Here is a 21,942-nt window from a genome sequence, read left to right on the forward strand (position 1 = left end):
TGATCAAACGAGTGTAGATATAGACTGGGTTGCTGGTGGTAGTGAAACTGAATGGGAAATAGAATACGGTCCAGCACCTTTAACTCCAGGTTCTGGAACTACAGTTACGGCACTTTCTAATCCTTTTACTTTAACTGGTTTGTTATCTGGTACATCTTATGATATTTGTATAACAGCAGTTTGTGCAGCTAACGATAGATCAACACCAGTTTGTGCAACATTACTAACTCCTGCAGATTACTGTAATGGCGATCAATTAGTAGACAGTGGTGGGACCGGAGGTTCTTATTCTCCTAATGAAGATATCACCTATACGGTATGTCCTGATAATGCAGGAGATGTAGTTTATGTAGATTTTATTGAATTCATGTTAGAAGATTCTGGAAGTGGTTGTTTTGATGGTCTTACTGTTTATGATGGTCCAGATACCTCTTCACCGACCATTAATCCTCCTAATGGTGGTACAGAATGGTGTTGGGATACTAACTCAGGTACAGGAAACTTGGTAGGTGAGATACTTATAGGTAAATTACCTTCGGGCTGTATCACTTTTGTGTTTCAATCTGACGGTAGTGTGCAAAGAGATGGATTTGTTGCAAACGTTACATGTGCAGCGCCTCCTACTTGTCCTGCACCTACAGATTTGACTTTTGACGGATCCACAAATACATCGGTTGATTTATCTTGGATAGCTGGTGGAAGTGAAACAGAATGGAATATAGAGTATGGTGCTCCAGGATTTACCCCAGGATCAGGAACAGTCGTTAATGCAATGAGTAACCCTTTTACTGTTAGTGGATTGACTCAAAATACAACTTACGAATTTTATATAACAGGAGTATGTGGTGCTGGAGATGAAAGCTTACAGATAGGTGCTGTTGAAGGAACTACACAGTGTGATGCGTTTGTAGCACCATATGTAGAGGACTTTGAAAATGGTTTTACACCTATCACAACTAATTTCCCTGGAATAGGTGATGCTTTTGATAGAGAAAATTGTTACTCAGCTATTAATAATAATTACTTCTGGGCACTAGCTAGTGGTGGATTTACAGGTAATAACGGGACAGGTCCAGATCCTTCTGTAACAACTGGTAATTATTTTTATGCAGATGGTAGTGGTAACGACGGTGATGTTGCAGATTTAAGAACTCCTTTATTTGATTCGAGTATGCTTACTGTACCATCTGTAAGTTTTGATTATCATATGGCAGGAGCTAACATAGGATCTTTAGATGTTGTAGTTAGAGCTGCTGGTGCAGAGACTATTGTAGGAACTTTAACTGGTGCACAACAAGCATCTGTAAATGATCCATTTATTAATATTAATATTCCTCTAACTGCTTATGCAGGTCAGACTTTTCAAGTAATTTTTAGAGCAACTAGAGGTAATGGATCTTCCTCAGATATCGCGATAGATAATGTTGTCATTGATGAAGCACCTACTTGTGCTGCGCCTAGGAGTTTAACTGCATCTACTGTTACTGATGTAACTGCAGTTTTAGGATGGACGGCAGGAGATTCAGAGACAGTTTGGGATATTGAATTGATCACGTCTGGGACAACTCCTACTGGAGTTCCAACTGAAGCTGGTGTAACGGTAAACCCTTATAATGCTACAAATTTAATGAGTGGTACAGATTATGAGTTTTATATAAGAGCAGTTTGTGCTGTAGGAGATGAAAGTACATGGGCCGGACCATTTAACTTTAATACTCTACCTTCTTGTGGTGATACTGTTTATGATACAGGTGGAGCAAACGGACAGTATACTAATAACGAATCTTATACAATTACCTACCTACCTAGCACTCCTGGAGACGTAGTAACATTGAATTTCCTTTCAGTAGATATTGAGAGTTGTTGTGATACGTTGCAGGTTTTTGATGGTCTTGATAATACGGCGACACCATTTTCAACAGATTTAGAAGCGCCAGATCTTTTTAGAGCGACAAATCCAGATGGTGCTATAACAATAACTTTTTCTTCTGATGGATCAGTCGTTGGAGATGGATGGGTAGCTCAATATACTTGCGCAGCTCCTCCTACTTGTCTAGAAGTGAGTGCACTTTCTGCATCTAATGTTACAGCTACTTCTGCAGATCTAGCTTGGACATCTGGCGGTAGTGGTGAAACAGCCTGGGATATAGAAATTGTTCTTGCAGGAACAGCACCTACAGGTACTCCTACCAATGTTGCAACTTCTAATCCTTATACTGCTAATAACTTAACTAGTGGAACAGCTTATGAGTTTTATGTTAGGGCAGATTGCGGCAATGGATCTACAAGTTTATATTCTGGACCGTTTGCTTTTTCAACTATCGCAGCTTGTGGTGATCGTATATATGATACTGGTGGATCAAACGGTACTTATCAAAACAACGAAAATTATACAATTACCTACTTTCCAGAAAACCCTGGAGATATAGTTACTCTAGATTTTATAATGGTGGACTTAGAGAGCTGTTGTGATACTTTAGACGTATTTGATGGTGTAGATGTTACAGCAACACCATTTGCATTAGACCTTGAAACACCTGCGTTATTTAGAGCAACTAATGCTGATGGAGCGATTACGGTTAGATTTGATTCTGATGGATCTGTTGTGAGGGATGGATGGGAAGCTAGATACAGTTGTGGTCCGGTTCCTACGTGTTTTGAACCTACAGCGTTGACTGCATCTAACTTTACAGTTGATGGTGCGACATTATCATGGACAGAAAATAATTCACCAGCCGCTACAGAATGGATAGTAGAGTATGCTGAGGTAGGTGTTATTACCATGCCTGGTACTAATCAAGGAACGGTGATTAATCCAGCGACAAATTCTCAAGATGTTACAGGATTGCTTCCTGATACTGTTTATGAATATTATGTAAGTGCTGTTTGTAGTGTAGGTGATGAAAGTGTATACTCAGGTCCAGCAACTTTTAGAACTAGATGTAGTGCTTTAACAGCGGTTTATACTACAGATTATGAGTCTGATCCTTTAACTGTTTTAAACAATTGTGATTCAAGCATTGTAAATGGTGGTACAGGAGCTTTAGTTCAAGTAGATGATCTTGTTGCAAACTCTGGTTCACAACATATATATATGTATTCTGGTTCTTCGGTACCTACAGATATCATTTATATTCTTCCTGAATTTTCTGATTTATCTAGTGATAAACAAGTAACTTTTCAAGCGTATGATAGAGATAATGGCTCTTTAGAAGTTGGTACGATTACTGACCCTAATGATCCTACTACATTTACATCACTTAGAACCTTAACTGATGCAGATCTTCCAGATGATACTTATCAGGAGTTTACTGTTTATTTCAATCCATTAACAACAGTTGGAGGATTTATAGCTTTCAAATTTATTCCTAACGGAACATTTGACGCGATGTATATCGATGATGTTACTTATGACGTAGCACCAGCATGTCCAGCGCCATCTGCAGTTATGACATCTAATACGACAAATGACTCTGTTGATATAGCTTGGTTAGAAAATGGTACTTCAACTAATTGGGAAGTAGCAGTATTACCAGCTCCTAGTGGTGTACCTACTTCACCGGGAACGGCAGTGACTTCAAATCCTTACACGCAAGGTGGACTATCATCTGCCACAGAATATGTAGTGTATGTTCGTTCTGATTGTGGTTCTGGCTCATTAAGTGATTGGAGTGCTGCAGCTACTTTTACAACAGAATGTGATGCGTTATTAGCTCCATATGTGGAAGATTTTGAAATGTTTACTGCAACTTCATCTACATTCCCACCAGTTACGGAGTATTTTAATCGTGAAAATTGTTGGAAAGCAGTTAACAGCTCATTGGGTTGGGTAGTTGCTCCAGGAACTTTAACAGCATCTGGAGGTACAGGTCCTAGTCCTACTGTTACTACAGGTAATTATATGTATACTGAAGGTTCAAACAGCGCAAGTGCAAATCGTGTGGCAGAATTAGTTTCACCATTGATAGACTTATCTCCGTTAATGATACCTAATTTAGGTTTTGATTACCATGCATTTGGTGATGATATTCAACAAGTTGATGTTTTAGTAAACGACGGTGTTTCTAATGTAGTGGTATTTACATTTAATGGAGGACAGCAAACTGCAGATGTTGATCCATTCTTAAGATCTGAGGTTTCACTTAATAGTTATGCTGGACAGACTGTACAAATTATTTTTAGAGTTACTAGTGGTACTAGTTTTGAAACAGATTTTGCTATAGATAATTTTGAGGTTTCAGAGGCGCCATCGTGCCCAGACCCTTCATTATTAACTGTATCTGGTATAAGTGCTACTAGTGCAAGTTTTAGTTGGACAGAAAATGGTAACGCTACATCGTGGCAAGTAGAAGTACAACCAGACGGTGTTGCTCAAGGTACAGCTGGTGCTATTTACGAAAACCTAGCTGCAACTAATCCTCAAATAATAACTGGTCTTAGTGCACAAAATACTTTTGATGTATATGTAAGGGCAGATTGTGGAGCAGGAGATTTCTCTAGCTGGGTAGGGCCTTTATCTTTTACCACGCCTTGCGATGTATTTGCACTTCCTTATGGATCTTCTGCAGCCCCAGGAAACGACTTTGCGACTTTCCCTGGTAATTGCTGGTCTGAAGGAAATGCTACTGATATTGCGACAGGACCTAACGGTACAGATGGTGCATGGGGTAGTGATGATTTTGCAAATGACCCAGCTTCTGCAAATGGTCAGGCAGCAAGAATTAATCTTTATGATAATGCAGGAGTTGATAATGATTGGTTAGTAACTCCGTCATTTGATTTGACTAATGCAGGTCACAACTTTTCTGCTACCTTTGATATTGCGTTGACAGAGTTTGCAGGAACTGGAGCTTCTAACTTTGGTAGCGATGACGAGATTCAATTATTGATTACTGATGATAACGGTGCTACTTGGAATAACCTCGCAACATGGAATGCTGCAAGCGGTGTAAGCAATACTGGCCAACAAGAAACCGTTAGTCTTGCAAGTTATTCAGGAGTTGTTCAATTGGCTTTCTGGTCCTCTAGAGGTACAGTTAGTGACACTGCTGATATTGACTTCTATGTAGATAACTTTACAATAGACGGTACAGCTGGTAATGATGACGCTTTCGCGAAAGCGGACTTGAAAATCTATCCTAACCCTGTATCTAGCGTGTTATTCGTAGAAGCAGATGTAGATATTAATAAGTTGACTATTTACAATCTTTTAGGTCAAATAGTGTCAGAGAAAATTGTTACTGACGCTCCTGAAATCGATGTTCGTAACTTACCGTCTGGTGTATATTTAATTGATATTGAGAATGGTGAAAGTCATAAAACACTAAGATTTATTAAAGAATAATCCTTTTAATTAAGGTTTACTTTGAAAAGGGGTCACTCTAAGTGATCCCTTTTTTTTTAACCAAATTTTTAACCACTTAACGATTAATTAACTTTGATTAGGTAGAAAAGTTAATTTCTTCTTATTTTCATAGCTTACAAAACAAATTCTTAAAACTATATTATGAAGCAAATTTATGTTTTTTTAATTGCCATGTTTTGTCTAACCCTAACAAATGAAGCACACGCCCAGTGTAATTATCAGTTAGAGTTGACAGACTTTTTTGGTAATGACTGGGATAGCGGAGGAAACCTTGCCGCTAATACCGGAGTCGATGTAACCGTTGATGGTGTAACTACAACTTATGTTATCGTTAATCCTGGTCCTGCAAATATGGACAACACTGAAGTGTATTCTATCGCCGTTAATAATATGTCGTCGATAGTAATTGATTATCGAGCGCCAGAGTTTGAAGGAGACGGAGGATTTAGACTGTTAGACTCTGAAGGTTTATTAGTTTATGAATCTCCTTTAGCGCAACCTTCTATGATGAATATTTTTTCTGGAAGTGCATCTTGTCCTACTTGTCCTGTTGTAACTAATATTGTTGCTTCAAATGTAACTGCGAATGATGCAAATATATCATGGTCCAATGGCGGTGGTGAAACAGAATGGGAAATTGAATATGGAGTTAGTCCTTATACAGTTGGTTCTGGAGGAATAATTGTTCCTGCAACTACTAACCCATTTACTTTAATGAATTTAAATAGTGTAACTACATATGATATATATGTTAGAGCAGTATGCGTGCCAGGTACTGATATCAGTGCATCTGCAGGTCCTATAACATTTACAACTGCAGAGTCATGTCCATCTCCTTCTAACTTTGTTCCTATTACACAATCTGCATTTGAAGTACAATTTGCTTGGGATGCTAATGGTAATTCTAGTATGAATTATGAGATCAATTATGGTGTTTCTCCTTTTAGTCAGGGAGATCCTAGTGGAACAACAGTTACTGGTTCTCTTGGAAGTTTTGCAATTGTAAATAATTTGATGTCAGATACAGAGTACCAATTTTACGTACGATACGATTGTGGAATGGGAGACTTCAGTTTATGGGGTGGACCTTATACTGCGACTACCTCTATATCCTGTCCTGAAATATCTGGATTGCAAGCTGTAGCTACTGATTCATCTCTTGATATATCTTGGTCTCCAGGTAGTTCAGAAACTGAGTGGGAAGTAGAGTATGCTCTTGCAGGTGTTATCACGAATCCAGGAACTGGTCAAGGTACTAACGCCACTCAAATGACAACTTCATTAAATTTAAATACGTTGCCATCTGCAACGGCTTATGATGTATATGTTAGAGCTATATGTGATTCTTCTACAAATGATGTAAGTCAGTGGACAAATGCGACTTTTGTGACATTGCCTAGTGCTCCTACTGGTGTAAGTTGTCCTAATAATGACAGTGCTTTTGCTTGGGATGATACTTTTGATTCTACATCAACATTGTGGACAGGAGATACTGGAGCTACTACAGGTAACTGGGAGTTTGGAGCGACAGCTGGAACAGGTTCTACAGGAACTGGACCGCTTTCACCACAGGAAGGTTTAGGATATGCGTTTTTTGATACTTCAGGAACTAACGTGGGTCCAAGATCAATTGTTTCACCGGCTATTGATTTAACGAATGCTACTGACGAAGCAGAACTGACCTTTTTCTTTCACTCTTTTGGATCTGATCTAACTTTATTTGATGTTTCTGTGGGAACTTCGCCTACGGGCCCATTCACTAGTATTTTTACTTATCAAGGACCATTACAAGCCGTTCAAAGCGACCCATTTGTATTAGTTGGAGCAACAATGCCTGCTTCAGTTTTAGGTAGTGCCACAGTATATATTCAATTAACGGCGACTGAAGAAGCTGGTAATGAAACCGGTTTTGTAGGTGATGTGGCTGTAGATTTAATGAGAATTCAGACTTGTGGGGCTTTTTGTAGTAACCCAGATTCTTTAATGGTAAATAATGTTACCACAACGAGTGTTGATATATCTTTTAATGATACTAATGGAACTGCAGCTGGTGCATATGAGTATGTGGTTCAAGCTCCAGGTACAGGTATTCCGACTTCCGCTGGAACTGCGGCTACTACAACCACTATTACAGATAGTAGTTTGACACCAGCCACTAGTTATGAAGTTTATGTAAGAACCATGTGTGGCGGAATGGCTGGAGAGAGTGAATGGATAGGTCCAGCTACTTTTTCCACGGCTTGTGTTCCATTTACAGCTCCTTATTTTACTGATTATGAGTCAGATCCATTAGATGGTCTGTTTGTATGTGATGATAGCATAGTAATAGGTAGTGGTACTGGTACTGCTCCATGGGTAAGAGTTGATGATTTAATTTCAGTTTCTGGATCCAATCATATTTATATGTACAGCGGTAGTACAGGTGCTACAGCAGAATTATATTACGTGCTTCCAGAATTCTCTGATTTAGATGCAAATAAACGTATCAGATTTAATGTTTATGACAGAGATAACGGAATGTTAGAGGTTGGTACGATGACTGATCCATCTGACCCAGCAACTTTTACTGTTTCCTCTGTTTTTGCAGATGCTGATATGATTGACGATACTTATGAAGAAAAAACAGTTTATTTTAATTCTTTGACAACTACTGGTGGTTATGTTGCTTTCAGATTTGTTGCTCCAGGAACTTTCGATGCTATTTATCTAGATGATATTACTTATGAAACCGCTCCGACGTGTCCAGAGCCTACAAATGTTTCAGTAGATAGTTTTACCGATACGACAGTGGATATTTCTTGGATGGATAACACAGTTGGTGGAACCGCTAGTTTTGAAGTTTTAGTTCAAGATGCTGGGAACCCAGCTCCAGATGCTATGACCAGTGGTGTTCAACAAACTGCAACGAGTAACCCATACACATGGACTGGTTTAACCGCTTTTTCGAACTATGATGTTTATATAAGAGCAGTTTGTGCTGGAACAGCAGGAGAATCTGTATGGACAGGACCTGTATCATTTCAAACAGCTTGTTCTTCATTTGCAGCACCATTTTTTGAAGATTTTGAAAACTTCACTGCTACAACAAATGGTTTTCCAGGTGCAGCAGATGGATTTGTTTCAGAAAATTGCTGGTCTGGAAGTGTAGCAAATTACAATTGGGTAGTAGCTCCTCCTACCTTGACTGCTTCAACAGCAACAGGACCAGCCCCAAGTGTGACAACAGGTAATTATATGTATACTGAAGGTGGTGCAGGTGCTACTGGTGATATTGCAGAGTTAACTTCTCCACTGATTGATTTAACGCCATTATCGGCCCCAGAATTGAGATTTGATTATCACATGACTGGTGCAAATATTGATCAACTAGAAGTATTTGTAGATGCTGCTGGTGTAGAAACTAGTGTTTTGTTAATATCAGGCGCTCAACAAGTAGCTGACACAGATCCATTTTTAGAATCAATTGTTGATTTATCTGCTTATAGTGGACAAACTATTTCAATAGTTTGGAAAGCTACAAAAGGTTCTTCCTTTGCATCAGATATTGCAATTGATAATGTTAGAGTTGATGTAGCTCCAGATTGTGCAAATGTTACTGATCTTGACGCTACAACAATTGGTTCTACAACTGCTAATCTTGAATGGGTAGAAAACGATATGGCTACCATGTGGGAATTTGAATATGATATTTCCGGTTACGTGTTAGGTTCTAGTACAGCTGGAGTACAATCTACTTCTTCAAATACAGCTAACCCTATCTCTGGTCTAAATCCTGATACTCAATACGATTTTTATGTAAGATCTGTATGTACAGCAGGAGGAAATAGTAATTGGGTAGGACCTTTTACATTTACTACGAGATGTGCAGCGCTTACAGCACCTTATTTTACAGATTTTGATAGTGATCCATTAACTGGATTGAACAATTGTGATAGTAATATAGTTGTAGGTAGTGGTTCAGGAACTGCACCATTAGTACAAGTAGACGATTTCATAGCTAATTCTGGAGGACAACATATATATATGTATAGTGGTTCTTCTACGGCAGCAAATGCTGAATTATTTTATATAATGCCTGAATTTTCTGATTTAGACGCAACTAAGCGAGTTCGCTTTTTTGCATATGATAGAGATCTAGGTGGACTTGAAGTTGGAACAATGACAGATCCAACAGACGCAACAACTTTTACCGTTGCACAGACATTTACTAATGCTGATTTACCAGATGATCAATATGCTGAACAGACTGTAGAATTTACAAGTTTAACTACAACTGGCGGATGGATTGCTTTTAGATTTATCCCTGCTGGTACGTTTGATGCTATGTATTTAGATGATATTAATTACGAAGAAATTCCTAACTGTCCGCAGCCTAGTTTGGTTACTAGTGCAAACCCAACTGAATCGTCCATTGAATTATCTTGGACAGCTGGTGGAACTGAGACAGAATGGATTGTAGAATATGGGATTCCAGGTTTTACACCTGGTGGTGCAGGATCATTAGGTATTCGTACTGGTGTTATGAGTAATACCAATTATGTTTTGGATATGTTATCTTCAAATACGCAATATGAGGTAAGAGTTTTTGCGGTATGTGGACCTATGGATATCAGCCCGTCTACAAATCCTGTTAACATTGTTACATTGCCTAGTGCACCTCAAGGTGTTACATGCCCTAACAACGATAATGCTTTTGCTTGGGAAGAAGGTTTTGATAATGGAATAGGTGGTTGGACTGGTGCAACAGGTACTGCAAATGGTAACTGGGATTTCACTGGAGGTTCTGCAGCTAATGGTGGTACAGGTTCAACTGGTACTGGACCTTTTACTGCAGAAGACGGAACTGGATATGTATTTTTTGATACTTCTGGAACTAATGTAGGACCTAGGTCTATGGTATCTCCAGCGATAGATTTATCTGCTGCAACTGATGAAGCTGAACTTTCTTTCTATCTTCATTCAGTAGGTGGTGATTTAACATTATTTGAAATAGGTGTAGGAACTTCTGCTTCTGGTCCATTTACTAACATTTTTACTTATGTCGGTCCATTACAAAGTTCTCAAAATGATCCATATGCCTTAGTAGGCGCTAGTTTACCTGCATCAGTCTTGGGATCTGCGACAGTTTATTTACAAATTACCGCTACGGAAGAAGTTGGAAATGAGACTGGATTTGTAGGTGACATAGCTTTAGATTTAATGAGAATAGAAACTTGTGGTGACTATTGTTCTAATCCAGATTCATTTGCCGTAACTAACTTAACGCCTACAGGTGGAGATTTTTCATTCAATGATACGTTAGGAACACCTTCTGGGTCTTATGAATACGTAATTCAACAAAATGGAACTGGAGTTCCTACGGTTGCAGGAACACCTATTACGGTAACTTCATTTACTGATAATACATTGACTGCCGCAACTCAGTATGAAGTTTATTATAGAACAATATGTAGTGCAACTGCTACAAGCGACTGGGTTGGTCCTTTCCAATTTACAACTCCTTGTTTGCCATATACAGCACCATACTTCACTGATTTTGAAACAGATCCTTTAGATGGACTTTTCGTATGTGATAATGCTATTTTAGATAACGCTACAATTGGAACTCCTATAGTCCGTGTGGATGATTTTATTGCAAATAGTGGATCTCAACATATGTATTTAACCAGTAGTAGTGATGCTAATGTAGGTTTATACTACGTAATGCCTGAATTTACTGACTTAGACAATACTAAGCGTGTACGTTTCTTTGCTTATGATAGAGATTTAGGTGGTCTTGAAGTAGGTGTTATGTCAGATCCTAACGATGTATCTACATTTAATTTAGTTCAAGCATTTACAAACGCAGATTTACCTGATGATCAATATGCAGAACAAACTGTAAACTTTACTTCATTAACAACAACTGGAGGCCACATAGCGTTCAGATTTGTACAAGCTGGTACGTTTGATGCCATGTATTTAGATGATATAAATTATGAGGTAATACCTTCCTGCCCTAATCCAAATGGACTAGTAGTTAACTCCATCGGTGATGATAACCTAGACCTATCATGGAATGCTGGAAATACTGAGACAGAGTGGATTGTTGAATATGCCACTCCAGATTTTGCTACTGGTACACCAGTTCAAGTGAATGGAGTATTGTCAAATACGAACTATATTTTAAACGGTTTAACACCAAATACACCTTATCAAGTTAGAGTATTTGCTGTTTGTAATCCTATGGACATTAGCCCTGCTACAAACCCTGTTAATGTGAGAACATTCCCATTAGGCCCACAAGGCGTTTCATGTACAACAGGAGCTCCTGGATTTATTTGGGAAGAAGGATTTGATTCTACCACTACCTCTTGGACTGGAGATACCGGAGCAACTACCGGTAACTGGGAATTTGGAGCTACTGCTGGAACTGGTTCTACAGGTACTGGTCCACTAAGTCCAGAAGATGGGGCTGGATATGTATTCTTTGATACTTCAGGCACAAATGTAGGACCAAGATCTATCGTATCGCCTCCAATTGACTTAACTACAGGAGCAAATGATGAACTTGAACTTTCGTTCTTTTTCCATTCTTTTGGTGGAGATCAAACTACTTTTGAAGTAGGTTACGGTACGAGTGCTGCTGGTCCATTTACAAATGTGTTCACATTTGTTGGTCCATTGCAAGCTGCTCAAACAGATCAATTTGCTCCAGTAGGAGTAATGCTTCCATCGACATTGATCGGTCAGACTGTTTACATTCAATTAACTGCTACAGAAGAAGCAGGTAATGAAGCTGGATTTGTAGGTGACGTTGCTTTAGACTTGATGAGAATTCAAACTTGTGGAACTTTCTGTTCTGCACCATCTTCTGTAAATGTTTCTGCTATAGGTAGTGATACAGCAACCATCGGTTGGACAGAGAATGGAAATGCAACCGTATGGGAAGTTGCAATTCAAGCTCCTGGAACTGGAATACCTACAGGAAATGGAACTAGTGTAACAAGTAATCCTTATACAGATACTACATTGTCTCCTGCAACTGACTATGAAGTTTATGTAAGAGCTGATTGTGGCGGTGGATTCTATAGCGACTGGACTTCTGTTCAAACATTTAGTACATTATGTGCACCATTTATTGCGCCTTACGGTTCTATCACAGGTACACCAGGTAACGATTTCTCTACTTTCCCAGGTGCATGCTGGACAGAAGGAGATAATACTGATATAGCTACAGGACCTAACGGTCTAGATGGAGACTGGATCGATGATGATTTTGCAAATGATCCTTCTAGCACTTTTGGTCAAGCAGCACGAGTAAATATCTGGAATATAGGTGGTGAAAATGACTGGTTAGTTTCTCCAGAAATTGATCTAGGAATTAATCCAGGTACCATGTTAACTGTTAGTTTTGATGTAGCTTTAACTGCATTTAATTCTACCACTGCAGATAACTTTGGTAGTGATGATGAAGTACAGTTTTTAATTACAACAGATAATGGAGTTACATGGACTAATATTGCAACATATAATGCAGCAAGTAATGTTTCTAACGTTGGACAGCAAGAAACCTTTGCTTTAAATGCTTACTCTGGTATCGTGAGATTTGCTTTCTGGTCTACAAATGGAACAGTGGCAGATGGTCAAGATGTAGATTTCTTTGTAGATAACTTTACAGTTGATGGTACGGTAGGAGTTGATGATTCTGAAACATTAGAATTCAATTATTACCCTAATCCAACTAATGATATTGTTAACTTTAACGGTCAGCAAGTTATAGATGGTATTGTAGTTAGAAATTTATTAGGTCAGCAATTATTTGCTACACAACCTAACGCTACAGCAACTACTATTGATTTATCAACTTTCCCTTCTGGAATGTACCTTATCGAGGTAACATCAGGAGCTCAAAGTAAGGTGGTCAAGGTTATGCGTGACTAAGAGTTAAATAGTTCTTTATTAAAAAGGTCATTCTTATAGAATGACCTTTTTTTATTGACTATTTTTGAATTGTGAAATCAATTTATTATTCCTTCATAGTCCCTGTATACAATAGGCCTGATGAAATTGAAAAATTACTTTTAAGTATCTCTCAATTGAATTATGAGGGAGCATTTGAAGTTGTTATCATTGAAGATGGTTCTGAAAATACGTGTAAGACTGTTTGTTCTCGCTTTCGCGAAAGCGTAAATATCAACTATTTATTTAAGTCAAATTCTGGTCCTGGAGATTCTAGAAATTATGGTATGAAGAAAGCAAACGGTGATTACTTTATCATTCTGGATAGTGATTGTATTTTGCCCGAGAGTTATTTAAATCATGTAGATAGATTTTTAAAAAAGAAATTTGTGGACTGCTATGGTGGGCCTGATGCCGCCGCCGAAAGCTTCAGTGATTTACAAAAGGCTATAAATTATTCTATGACTTCTTTCTTTACTACTGGAGGATTGCGTGGAGGTAGTGAAGCTCTAGGTAAGTTTCAACCTCGTAGTTTTAATATGGGGTTAAGTAAAAAGGCTTTTATAGTTACTAATGGATTCAGTAAGATTCATCCAGGTGAAGATCCTGATCTTACTATTAGATTATGGAAGAATAATTTTGAAACAGCTTTAATTAGCAAAGCATACGTTTATCACGAAAGAAGAATTTCATGGTTCTTATTTTATAAACAAGTAAATAAATTCGGGATGGTACGTGTAATTTTAAATAAATGGCATCCAGAAACTAAGAAACTTACCTACTGGTTCCCTACATTATTCATAATGGGATTGTTTTTTTCAATTGGTTTGTTGTTTATTGGTCAATACTGGTTAATTCTATTTTATGCAATATATTTTCTTTTGATATTCATTGAATCTTCTATTAGAAACGGGCTCATAGTAGGTTTTAAATCAATAATAGCTTGTATAGTACAATTTTATGGCTACGGAACTGGTTTTCTATTATCTTGGTATAAAATCAATATGAAGAAGGTGCCAGAAAGAACTGCTTTTCCTAATCTATTCTTTAAGTAAAATCATGAGATATAAAAATATACTTAGTTTTCTTTTAGTCGTTGTCGTAGTAGCAAGTTTGTGGTTTATCTCAAAGTATAAAGATGTCTATCGAGAAGAAATAATTTTTGATATAAGTTTTATCAATATACCTAATTCACTGATTCTTTTGGAAAATTCTAAGGAAATTCAAATTCCATTAGAAATACAAGCAAGTGGATTAACGCTCATATGGGAAAAGATTTTTGGACATAGTCTAGAGTTAGATCTAGAAAAAAACACCTATTTACGTAATGACTCACTATTTTTTAATTCAACTAAAAGTCTTAAAAATATGAGAAAAATAAAATCGCGTTCCTATGACATAGTTGGTGTAGATGATCAAGAGTTGTTTCTTAATTTTAGGAAATATGCTACTAAAAAAATACCCTTGAAGAATAGTTCAACAGCAGAGTATACAAATAATTATTATCCTCTTTCAGATCCTTTTTTTAATATAGATAGTGTTATTATCACAGGAAACGATGCTAAAGTCAAAGAGCTAGTTGTGTTTGATGTAAAAAAGAAATCTAAAGTGATAATTAAAGATAGTGTTACTAAATTTTCTATTAATCTTAAGGAAATCGATCCTGAATTAAATTATAACCCTGAAGAAATTGAATTAACATATAAAGCTACTCAAGTTACAGAAGGTACATACAACATCAAGTTAAAATTGATTAATAATTCAAATGACTACGAAATTAAAATTATACCAGATACCATAGAAGTGATTTTCTCATCTCCCGTTGCTAAGTTTGAAACTATTGACAAAGAAGATTTTGATATTTTCATTAATTATGATAAAGTAGATGATCTTAATATGTCTGTCATTCCAGAGATTAGGGTAAAGAACTCTGATGTGATTTCTTATCGTATTTCGCCTTCTCAGGTTCAAATCTTAACTATCAAATAATGAAGATTATTGGTCTTACTGGTGGAATAGGAAGTGGAAAGTCAACTGTTGCAAACATGTTCAAACTGTTTCATGTACCTATTTTCATTGCAGATGATGTGTCAAAAATGCTACTTGGTACTAACGAAGTAGTTATAGCAGCTGTAAAGGATTTACTTGGAGAACATTCTTATACTACAAATTTAGATAATGAACTCATTCCTGATAAAAAGTATATAGCATCAAAAGTGTTTAAAGATGTTGATCTACTTAAAGGTCTTAATGCCATTTTACATCCAGCAGTGAGAACTTATTTTGATGACTGGCTATTAAAACAGGATGCACCTTATATTATTTACGAAGCAGCCATACTCTTTGAAAGTGGAGGTCATAAACGTTGTGATGCTGTACTACTAATTACTACAAATATTGAGGAACGAGTAAACCGCGTTATGCAAAGAGACCAAACCTCTCGAGAAGAAGTAGAAGCTCGATTAAGTAATCAATGGTCAGATATTGAGAGACTTAATTTGTCTGATTTTGTGATTATTAATAATAATTTAGAAATCACAAAAACATATGTGTCGATAATGCATGATGTTTTGTTAAATTCCTGATTAGTTTTAAATAATTTACTAAGTTAATATATGGTTAAAGGCTTTTTAACACTTTTTCAATATGTTAAATTTGTAGAGTGCAAAAGCGTGTTTTATATTTTTTAATCGGTCTAATGAGTGTCTCACTCGCTGGTATAGTTATGGTTCAAATTTATTGGATCATTAATAGTGTTAGTGATAAAGAAGAGCAGTTTTCGTTTGCAGTGCGGCAAACCTTAGCATCTGTCTCCTCTGAGCTAGAGGATCGTGAGGTAGAGAAATTCTATGATGTTTTAGATCAAATAAGAGACAGTTTAGGAGTGCAGCCTAATCCACGTACCATAAGTGAGTTAATGTTGATACAGCGCAATCAAAACTTTGACGAGACATCAAAATATAGCACAAGTCTTTTAAATGAAAATTTTAAATTAAATCCTCAACTTCTAGATTTAGATATAGATAGTGTAACTTTTAATAAGCTTTTAAATAAAAAGAGTATTTCTACAACTAGCGGTTACTCTAGCAAAAAGAAAAAAACGATTTCAGAATTATCACAGCTAGATCAATATGCTCGTAAAGTTGATAAAGAACTTATTAGTAATTACAATTCACTTTTACCTATCTCGCAACGTATTTCAAGGGATGAACTAAATGAAATTCTAAAAGAAGAATTAGAGAATAGGTCTATAAAAGCAGACTTTGAGTTTGCTGTTTACCAAGATAGTTTTGCTACTAACATAAAGTCTGATCAGTTTGATTTTCTCACAGACGCCACATGGTCTGCACCTATTTTTAGATTCAATAATCTACAAACAGAACCTTATATTTTATATCTCAATATGCCCGATAGAAAGAAATACATTCTTTCGTCTGTAGCGGGAATGGCTCTTCTATCTCTTGTTTTTACTACCGTAATAGTTGTGGCATATTCTAATGCCATTAAACAAATTTTTAAACAACGACAAATATCTCAAATCAAGACTGATTTCATTAATAATATGACTCATGAGTTTAAGACTCCTATAGCGACAATTAATCTGGCTTTAGACTCATTAAAACATCCTAGAATTTCTGCTGATCCTGAAAAGGTAAAGAACTATCATAGAATGATCAGAGAAGAAAATAAACGCATGCATAGTCAAGTTGAAAATGTTCTTAGAATTTCAAAACTTGAAAAAAATGATCTAGATATCGAGAAAGAACGTCTAGATATGAATGAAGTTGTTGAAGATAGCATATCTCATATCCAGTTAATTCTTGAAGAAAGGAATGGCGTTATCAAAACTCATCTGGGAGCATTGAGAACAGAAGTGTTAGCAAATGAAAGTCATATCACTAATGTTATAGTAAATGTGCTTGAGAATGCTATAAAGTATACTGAAGGTGCTCCTATCATTGACGTTTTTACAGAAAATATTAAAAACAAGCTAGTGATTAAAGTGCGAGATCAAGGAATAGGAATGAGTAAGCAAGCACAACGTAAAGTCTTTCAAAAGTTTTTTAGAGAGCATACTGGCGACATTCATAATGTAAAAGGTCATGGGTTAGGACTAGCCTATGCAAAAAGAATATTAGATGACTGCGATGGAGAAATCCATGTGGAAAGTGTTAAAGGAAAAGGTAGTACCTTTAGTATTCATCTACCGATAATAACCTAAATATAAATTAATAACTTATGGAAACCGAAAACAAAAAAATACTTTTAGTAGAAGATGATCCAAACTTTGGAACAGTATTAAAGGATTACCTTTTAATGAATGACTTTGACGTAGTACATGCTAAGAATGGTATGGAAGGTTTTGAGAAATTCAAGAAAGACAATTATGACCTTTGTATCCTAGATGTAATGATGCCTTATAAAGACGGTTTTACTCTAGCTAAAGAAATTAGAGAGAAGAATGAAGAGGTTCCTATCATTTTCTTAACAGCAAAGGCTATGAAAGAAGATGTTTTAAGAGGTTATAAAGTAGGAGCAGACGACTACTTGAACAAGCCCTTTGACAGCGAGGTTCTACTCATGAAAATCAAAGCTATCATGCAACGTAAAGGACAAGATAGCCTTGCAGATTCTAAAGAGTTTGAATTTCAAATAGGTAACTTTCACCTTAATTCTAAATTGAGATTTTTATCCTTAGGCGATAAAGAACCAGTAAAATTATCTCCTAAAGAAAATGAACTTTTACGTTTACTAGCATTACACCTTAACGATTTAATGCCACGTGAATTAGCGCTTACTAAGATCTGGAGAGATGACAACTATTTCACTTCTCGATCTATGGATGTTTACATTGCAAAATTGCGTAAGTACTTAAAGGAGGATGATAATGTAGAGATTGTTAACATTCACGGAGAAGGTTTCCGTTTACTTGTTAAGGATCAAGTAGATTATTAAATAGATCAATCCATAAGTTTTTCACTAACTCGCTGTATTATTTCTGTATGGCGAGTTTTGTAGTGAAACCAGTTTACAGATAGATCTTTACGGTACCAGGTTAATTGTCGTTTTGCAAATCGTCTGGTGTTTCTTTTAATTAACCTTACCGCTTCTTCTATAGAATAAGAGCCATTAAAATATTCAAAAAATTCCTTGTATCCTACAGTTTGCAAGGCGTTAAGGTTACGGTAGTTATAAAGTTCACGTGCTTCTTTTTCTAGACCACGATCCATCATTATGTCTACACGCTTATTAATGCGCTCATATAATTCCTCACGCTCTGCAGTAAGGCCTATTTTAACGATATTAAAATTTCTTTCTTGAGCTTTACCAGTTCTTAACTCATTCATCTTTTTACCGCTTACGCGAAAAATGCCCAGCGCTCTAATTAAGCGATGAGAATTATGAATGTCTACCGTTTCAAAATACTCTGGATCGATTTTTTGTACCTCTTCTTGTAACCAAGAAATACCATTGATTTCAAATTCTAATTTAATTTGCTCGTGGACTGTTGCGGGAACATTAGGAAGATCATCTAATCCATGGGTTACCGCTTTTTCATAAAGGGCGCTGCCACCTACCATTATTACGATATCGTTTTGTTCAAACAGTTCTGGTAAAAGCTGCAATACATCTCTTTCAAAATCACCTACAGAGTAATTGTCAAGTATGCTTCTATTTTGAATAAAATGATGCGGTGCTGCTGCCAGCTCTTCTTTTTCGGGAACCGCTGTTCCTATGGTCATTTCTTTATAGAACTGTCTAGAATCTGACGAAATTATGGATGTGTTGTACGCTTTCGCGAAAGCGATACTAAGAGCAGTTTTACCTATAGCTGTAGGGCCTACGATGCAAAGTAATGTTTTCTTAGTCATCTAATGAGGCTCCACAATTGTGACAGAAGGATGCTCCGTCTTGATGCTTTTTAGAAAGACAGTTTTGACAGACTTGGGTATTTACATGTCTATAATCAGCATTATTCTCAGGATTAACCTTGTCATCGTTACTTGATTTAGAATATTCTGCACTAACAATTCCTGTAGGTACAGCTATAATACCATATCCCATAATCATAATTATTGCAGCGAGAAATTGACCTAATGGAGTTTCTGGTGCAATATCGCCAAAACCTACTGTCGTTAATGTAACAATGCACCAATATATAGATTTAGGAATACTGTCAAATCCATGTTCTGGCCCTTCAATCAAGTACATTATTGTTCCAAAGATGATTGATACTACCATCACTGCAAATAGAAATACGGCAATTTTAGGACCACTAGATCTTATTGCTTTACTTAGTTTATCTGCCTCGCCTATATATCTTGTTATTTTCAAAATCCTAAAGATTCTTAACAAACGTAGTGATCGTACAGCAAGTAACGCATTAAGGCCACCAAAAAAGAAAGTGAGGTAGAGTGGAATAGTGGATATAAAATCTATAATCCCATAAAAGCTAAAGATGTATTTAAAAGGTTTATTGATAGAGATAACCCTTAAAATATATTCAATAGTAAAAAAAACGGTTATTACCCATTCTGCAATAATGAATTGCTCACGATAATTGTTACCTAATTCTGGGACGCTCTCGAGCATCACAAGTATTAGACTTATTATTATGACAACGAGTAGAGTTACATCAAATATCTTACCTGCTGGTGTGTCTGCCTCATAAATTACTTCATGAATTTTACGTCTCCACTGGCTTGATATATGCTTATCGTTTTTCCCCATTTATTAAGAACTATGTATCGGGAACTTTTTAGGATTAGATTCATTCATGATATGATAAACTTTATCAAAAATATCATCTACACTAGGTTTAGAGAAATAATCTCCATCTGTACCATAAGCTGGTCTATGCGGTTGTGCAGCTAGACATTGTGGCTTGCTATCTAAGTGTTTCCAAGCGTTTTGTTCATCTACAATTTTTTGTAATATATAAGCACTAGCACCACCTGGCACATCTTCATCAATTACTAGTAATCTATTAGTTTTCTTAATACTTTCAACTATATCATGATTGATGTCAAATGGTAGAAGAGATTGTACATCAATAATTTCTACATCAATTCCTGCGCGCTCTAGTTCAATTGCGGCGTCACTTACTAATCTTAGTGTTGAACCGTAAGAGACTATAGTAATATCTTTACCTTCTTTAAGGGTTTCCACTTTACCTATAGGAGTTCTAAATTCTCCTAAGTTTGCCGGTAACTTTTCTTTCAAACGGTATCCATTGAGACATTCTACGATAAGTGCCGGCTCGTCACTTGCGAGCAACGTGTTGTAAAAACCAGCAGCTTGCGTCATATTTCTTGGAACAAGAACGTGTATACCTCTTACCAGATTTAAGATACCACCCATTTGTGAACCGCTATGCCATATTCCTTCCAGTCGATGTCCTCGAGTTCTTATGATTACAGGAGCTTTTTGCTTACCAGCAGTACGATATTGCACGGTAGCTAAATCATCACTCATTAATTGTAAACAATATAAAAGGTAGTCTAGATACTGAATTTCAGCAATAGGGCGTAAGCCTCTCATGGCTAAACCTATACCTTGACCTAAGATCGTCGCTTCACGTATGCCGGTATCAGCGACTCTTAGTTCGCCATATTTTTCTTGCATACCTTCTAGACCTTGATTTACATCACCTATTTTTCCTGCATCTTCTCCAAAAACCATGACTTCTGGATGCGCGTTAAAGAGAGCGTCAAAGTTTTCTCTCATTACTAATCGAGCATCTACTTCTTTACTATTATCATTGTATTCTGGTGCAACAGCGGCAATTTTAGTTGCTGCCTGATTAGAATCACTGTGTAAATAGCTGCTATATTTGTTTTGATTATTTTGAGTATAGTTAATTAACCATTTATTTAAATCTTCAATTGCTTCATGCTTCTCTTGAAGAGTAAACCTTAATGTTTTTCTTACTGCTTCTAATGTATCTCTACGGTATAACTCTTTTTGCTCTTTAAGATGAGAAGCTAATGGTTTAATAAAAACTCCATTTTCAGAAATTGCGGCTACAGCTTCTATAAGTTGTACCGCTTCATCACGCTCCTGTAAAATAGGATTGAGATAAGCATTCCATGCGGCTTTTTTACCTTCTCTAACTTCTTTTTTGATGGATTTTTCTATATCCAAAAGTTCTTCTTCTGTAGCAAAATTATTTTCAATGAGCCATTTTCTGAATTGAACGTTACAATCATATTCACGTTCCCAGTTAAGACGGTCTTCGTCTTTATAGCGTTCATGTGAGCCGCTTGTACTATGTCCTTGAGGTTGTGTAAGTTCTTCAACATGAATCATTACTGGTACATGTTGCTCTCGAGAAATTTTGCTTGCTTTTTCATAGGTTTCCATAAGAGAGACATAATCCCAACCTTTAACGGTCATTATTTCAAAACCTTCATGATTCTCATCACGTTGAAAACCAGCTTGAATCTTGCTTATGCTCTCTTTTGTAGTTTGATGTCTAGCATGAACAGATATTCCATAATCATCATCCCATACACTTATAACCATAGGAACTTGTAATACACCAGCTGCATTAAATGTTTCCCAAAAATGTCCTTCACTAGTACTTGCGTTTCCTATCGTTCCCCATGCTACTTCATTCCCTTTATTAGAAAACC

The 21,942-nt window shown here is 36.6% G+C and carries 10 protein-coding genes; 7 read left to right on the forward strand and 3 right to left on the reverse strand.

What is annotated here, in order from left to right; genetic code table 11:
- The 7 genes from A9Q93_RS09065 to A9Q93_RS09095 form a co-directional block, all read left to right on the forward strand.
- Positions 1-5,344, forward strand: a 5,344-nt coding sequence (locus A9Q93_RS09065) for a fibronectin type III domain-containing protein (RefSeq protein ID WP_303687077.1), incomplete at its 5' end; no start/stop codon positions are given.
- A gap of 162 nt (positions 5,345-5,506) precedes the next feature.
- Complete coding sequence (locus A9Q93_RS09070) at positions 5,507-13,288, forward strand: fibronectin type III domain-containing protein (RefSeq protein WP_303687078.1); 7,782 nt, start codon at positions 5,507-5,509, stop codon at positions 13,286-13,288.
- 80 nt (positions 13,289-13,368) lie between these two features.
- On the forward strand, positions 13,369-14,361 hold the full coding sequence (locus A9Q93_RS09075; RefSeq protein WP_303687086.1) for a glycosyltransferase family 2 protein: 993 nt from the start codon (positions 13,369-13,371) through the stop codon (positions 14,359-14,361).
- 4 nt (positions 14,362-14,365) lie between these two features.
- Positions 14,366-15,295 carry a hypothetical protein gene (locus A9Q93_RS09080; RefSeq protein WP_303687079.1) on the forward strand — a complete coding sequence of 310 codons (930 nt, stop codon included), beginning with the start codon at positions 14,366-14,368 and terminating at the stop codon, positions 15,293-15,295.
- A complete protein-coding gene (coaE, locus tag A9Q93_RS09085) occupies positions 15,295-15,891 on the forward strand; it encodes a dephospho-CoA kinase (RefSeq protein ID WP_303687080.1) in 597 nt (198 codons plus the stop codon). The genes A9Q93_RS09080 and coaE overlap by 1 nt, the downstream gene beginning before the upstream one ends.
- Before the next feature lie 113 nt (positions 15,892-16,004).
- On the forward strand, positions 16,005-17,528 hold the full coding sequence (locus A9Q93_RS09090) for a sensor histidine kinase KdpD (protein ID WP_303687081.1): 1,524 nt from the start codon (positions 16,005-16,007) through the stop codon (positions 17,526-17,528).
- Positions 17,529-17,545: 17 nt separating this feature from the next.
- Entirely contained in the window at positions 17,546-18,262 is a 717-nt protein-coding gene (locus A9Q93_RS09095; RefSeq protein ID WP_303687082.1) for a response regulator transcription factor, read from the forward strand.
- 5 nt (positions 18,263-18,267) lie between these two features.
- On the opposite strand, the gene miaA is transcribed toward A9Q93_RS09095, so the two are convergent.
- The 3 genes from miaA to A9Q93_RS09110 form a co-directional block, all read right to left on the reverse strand.
- Positions 18,268-19,179 carry a tRNA (adenosine(37)-N6)-dimethylallyltransferase MiaA gene (gene miaA / locus A9Q93_RS09100; protein WP_303687083.1) on the reverse strand — a complete coding sequence of 304 codons (912 nt, stop codon included), beginning with the start codon at positions 19,177-19,179 and terminating at the stop codon, positions 18,268-18,270.
- Positions 19,172-20,038: an ion transporter gene (locus tag A9Q93_RS09105; RefSeq protein WP_303687084.1), complete on the reverse strand. Its 867-nt coding sequence runs from the start codon at positions 20,036-20,038 to the stop codon at positions 19,172-19,174. The genes miaA and A9Q93_RS09105 overlap by 8 nt, the downstream gene beginning before the upstream one ends.
- A 3-nt stretch (positions 20,039-20,041) precedes the next feature.
- On the reverse strand, positions 20,042-21,942 hold a 1,901-nt coding region (locus tag A9Q93_RS09110), incomplete at its 5' end, for a transketolase C-terminal domain-containing protein (RefSeq protein WP_303687085.1).

This window comes from Nonlabens dokdonensis (assembly GCF_002162835.1).
In the GTDB taxonomy this organism is placed as follows: Bacteria; Bacteroidota; Bacteroidia; order Flavobacteriales; family Flavobacteriaceae; genus Nonlabens; species Nonlabens dokdonensis_B.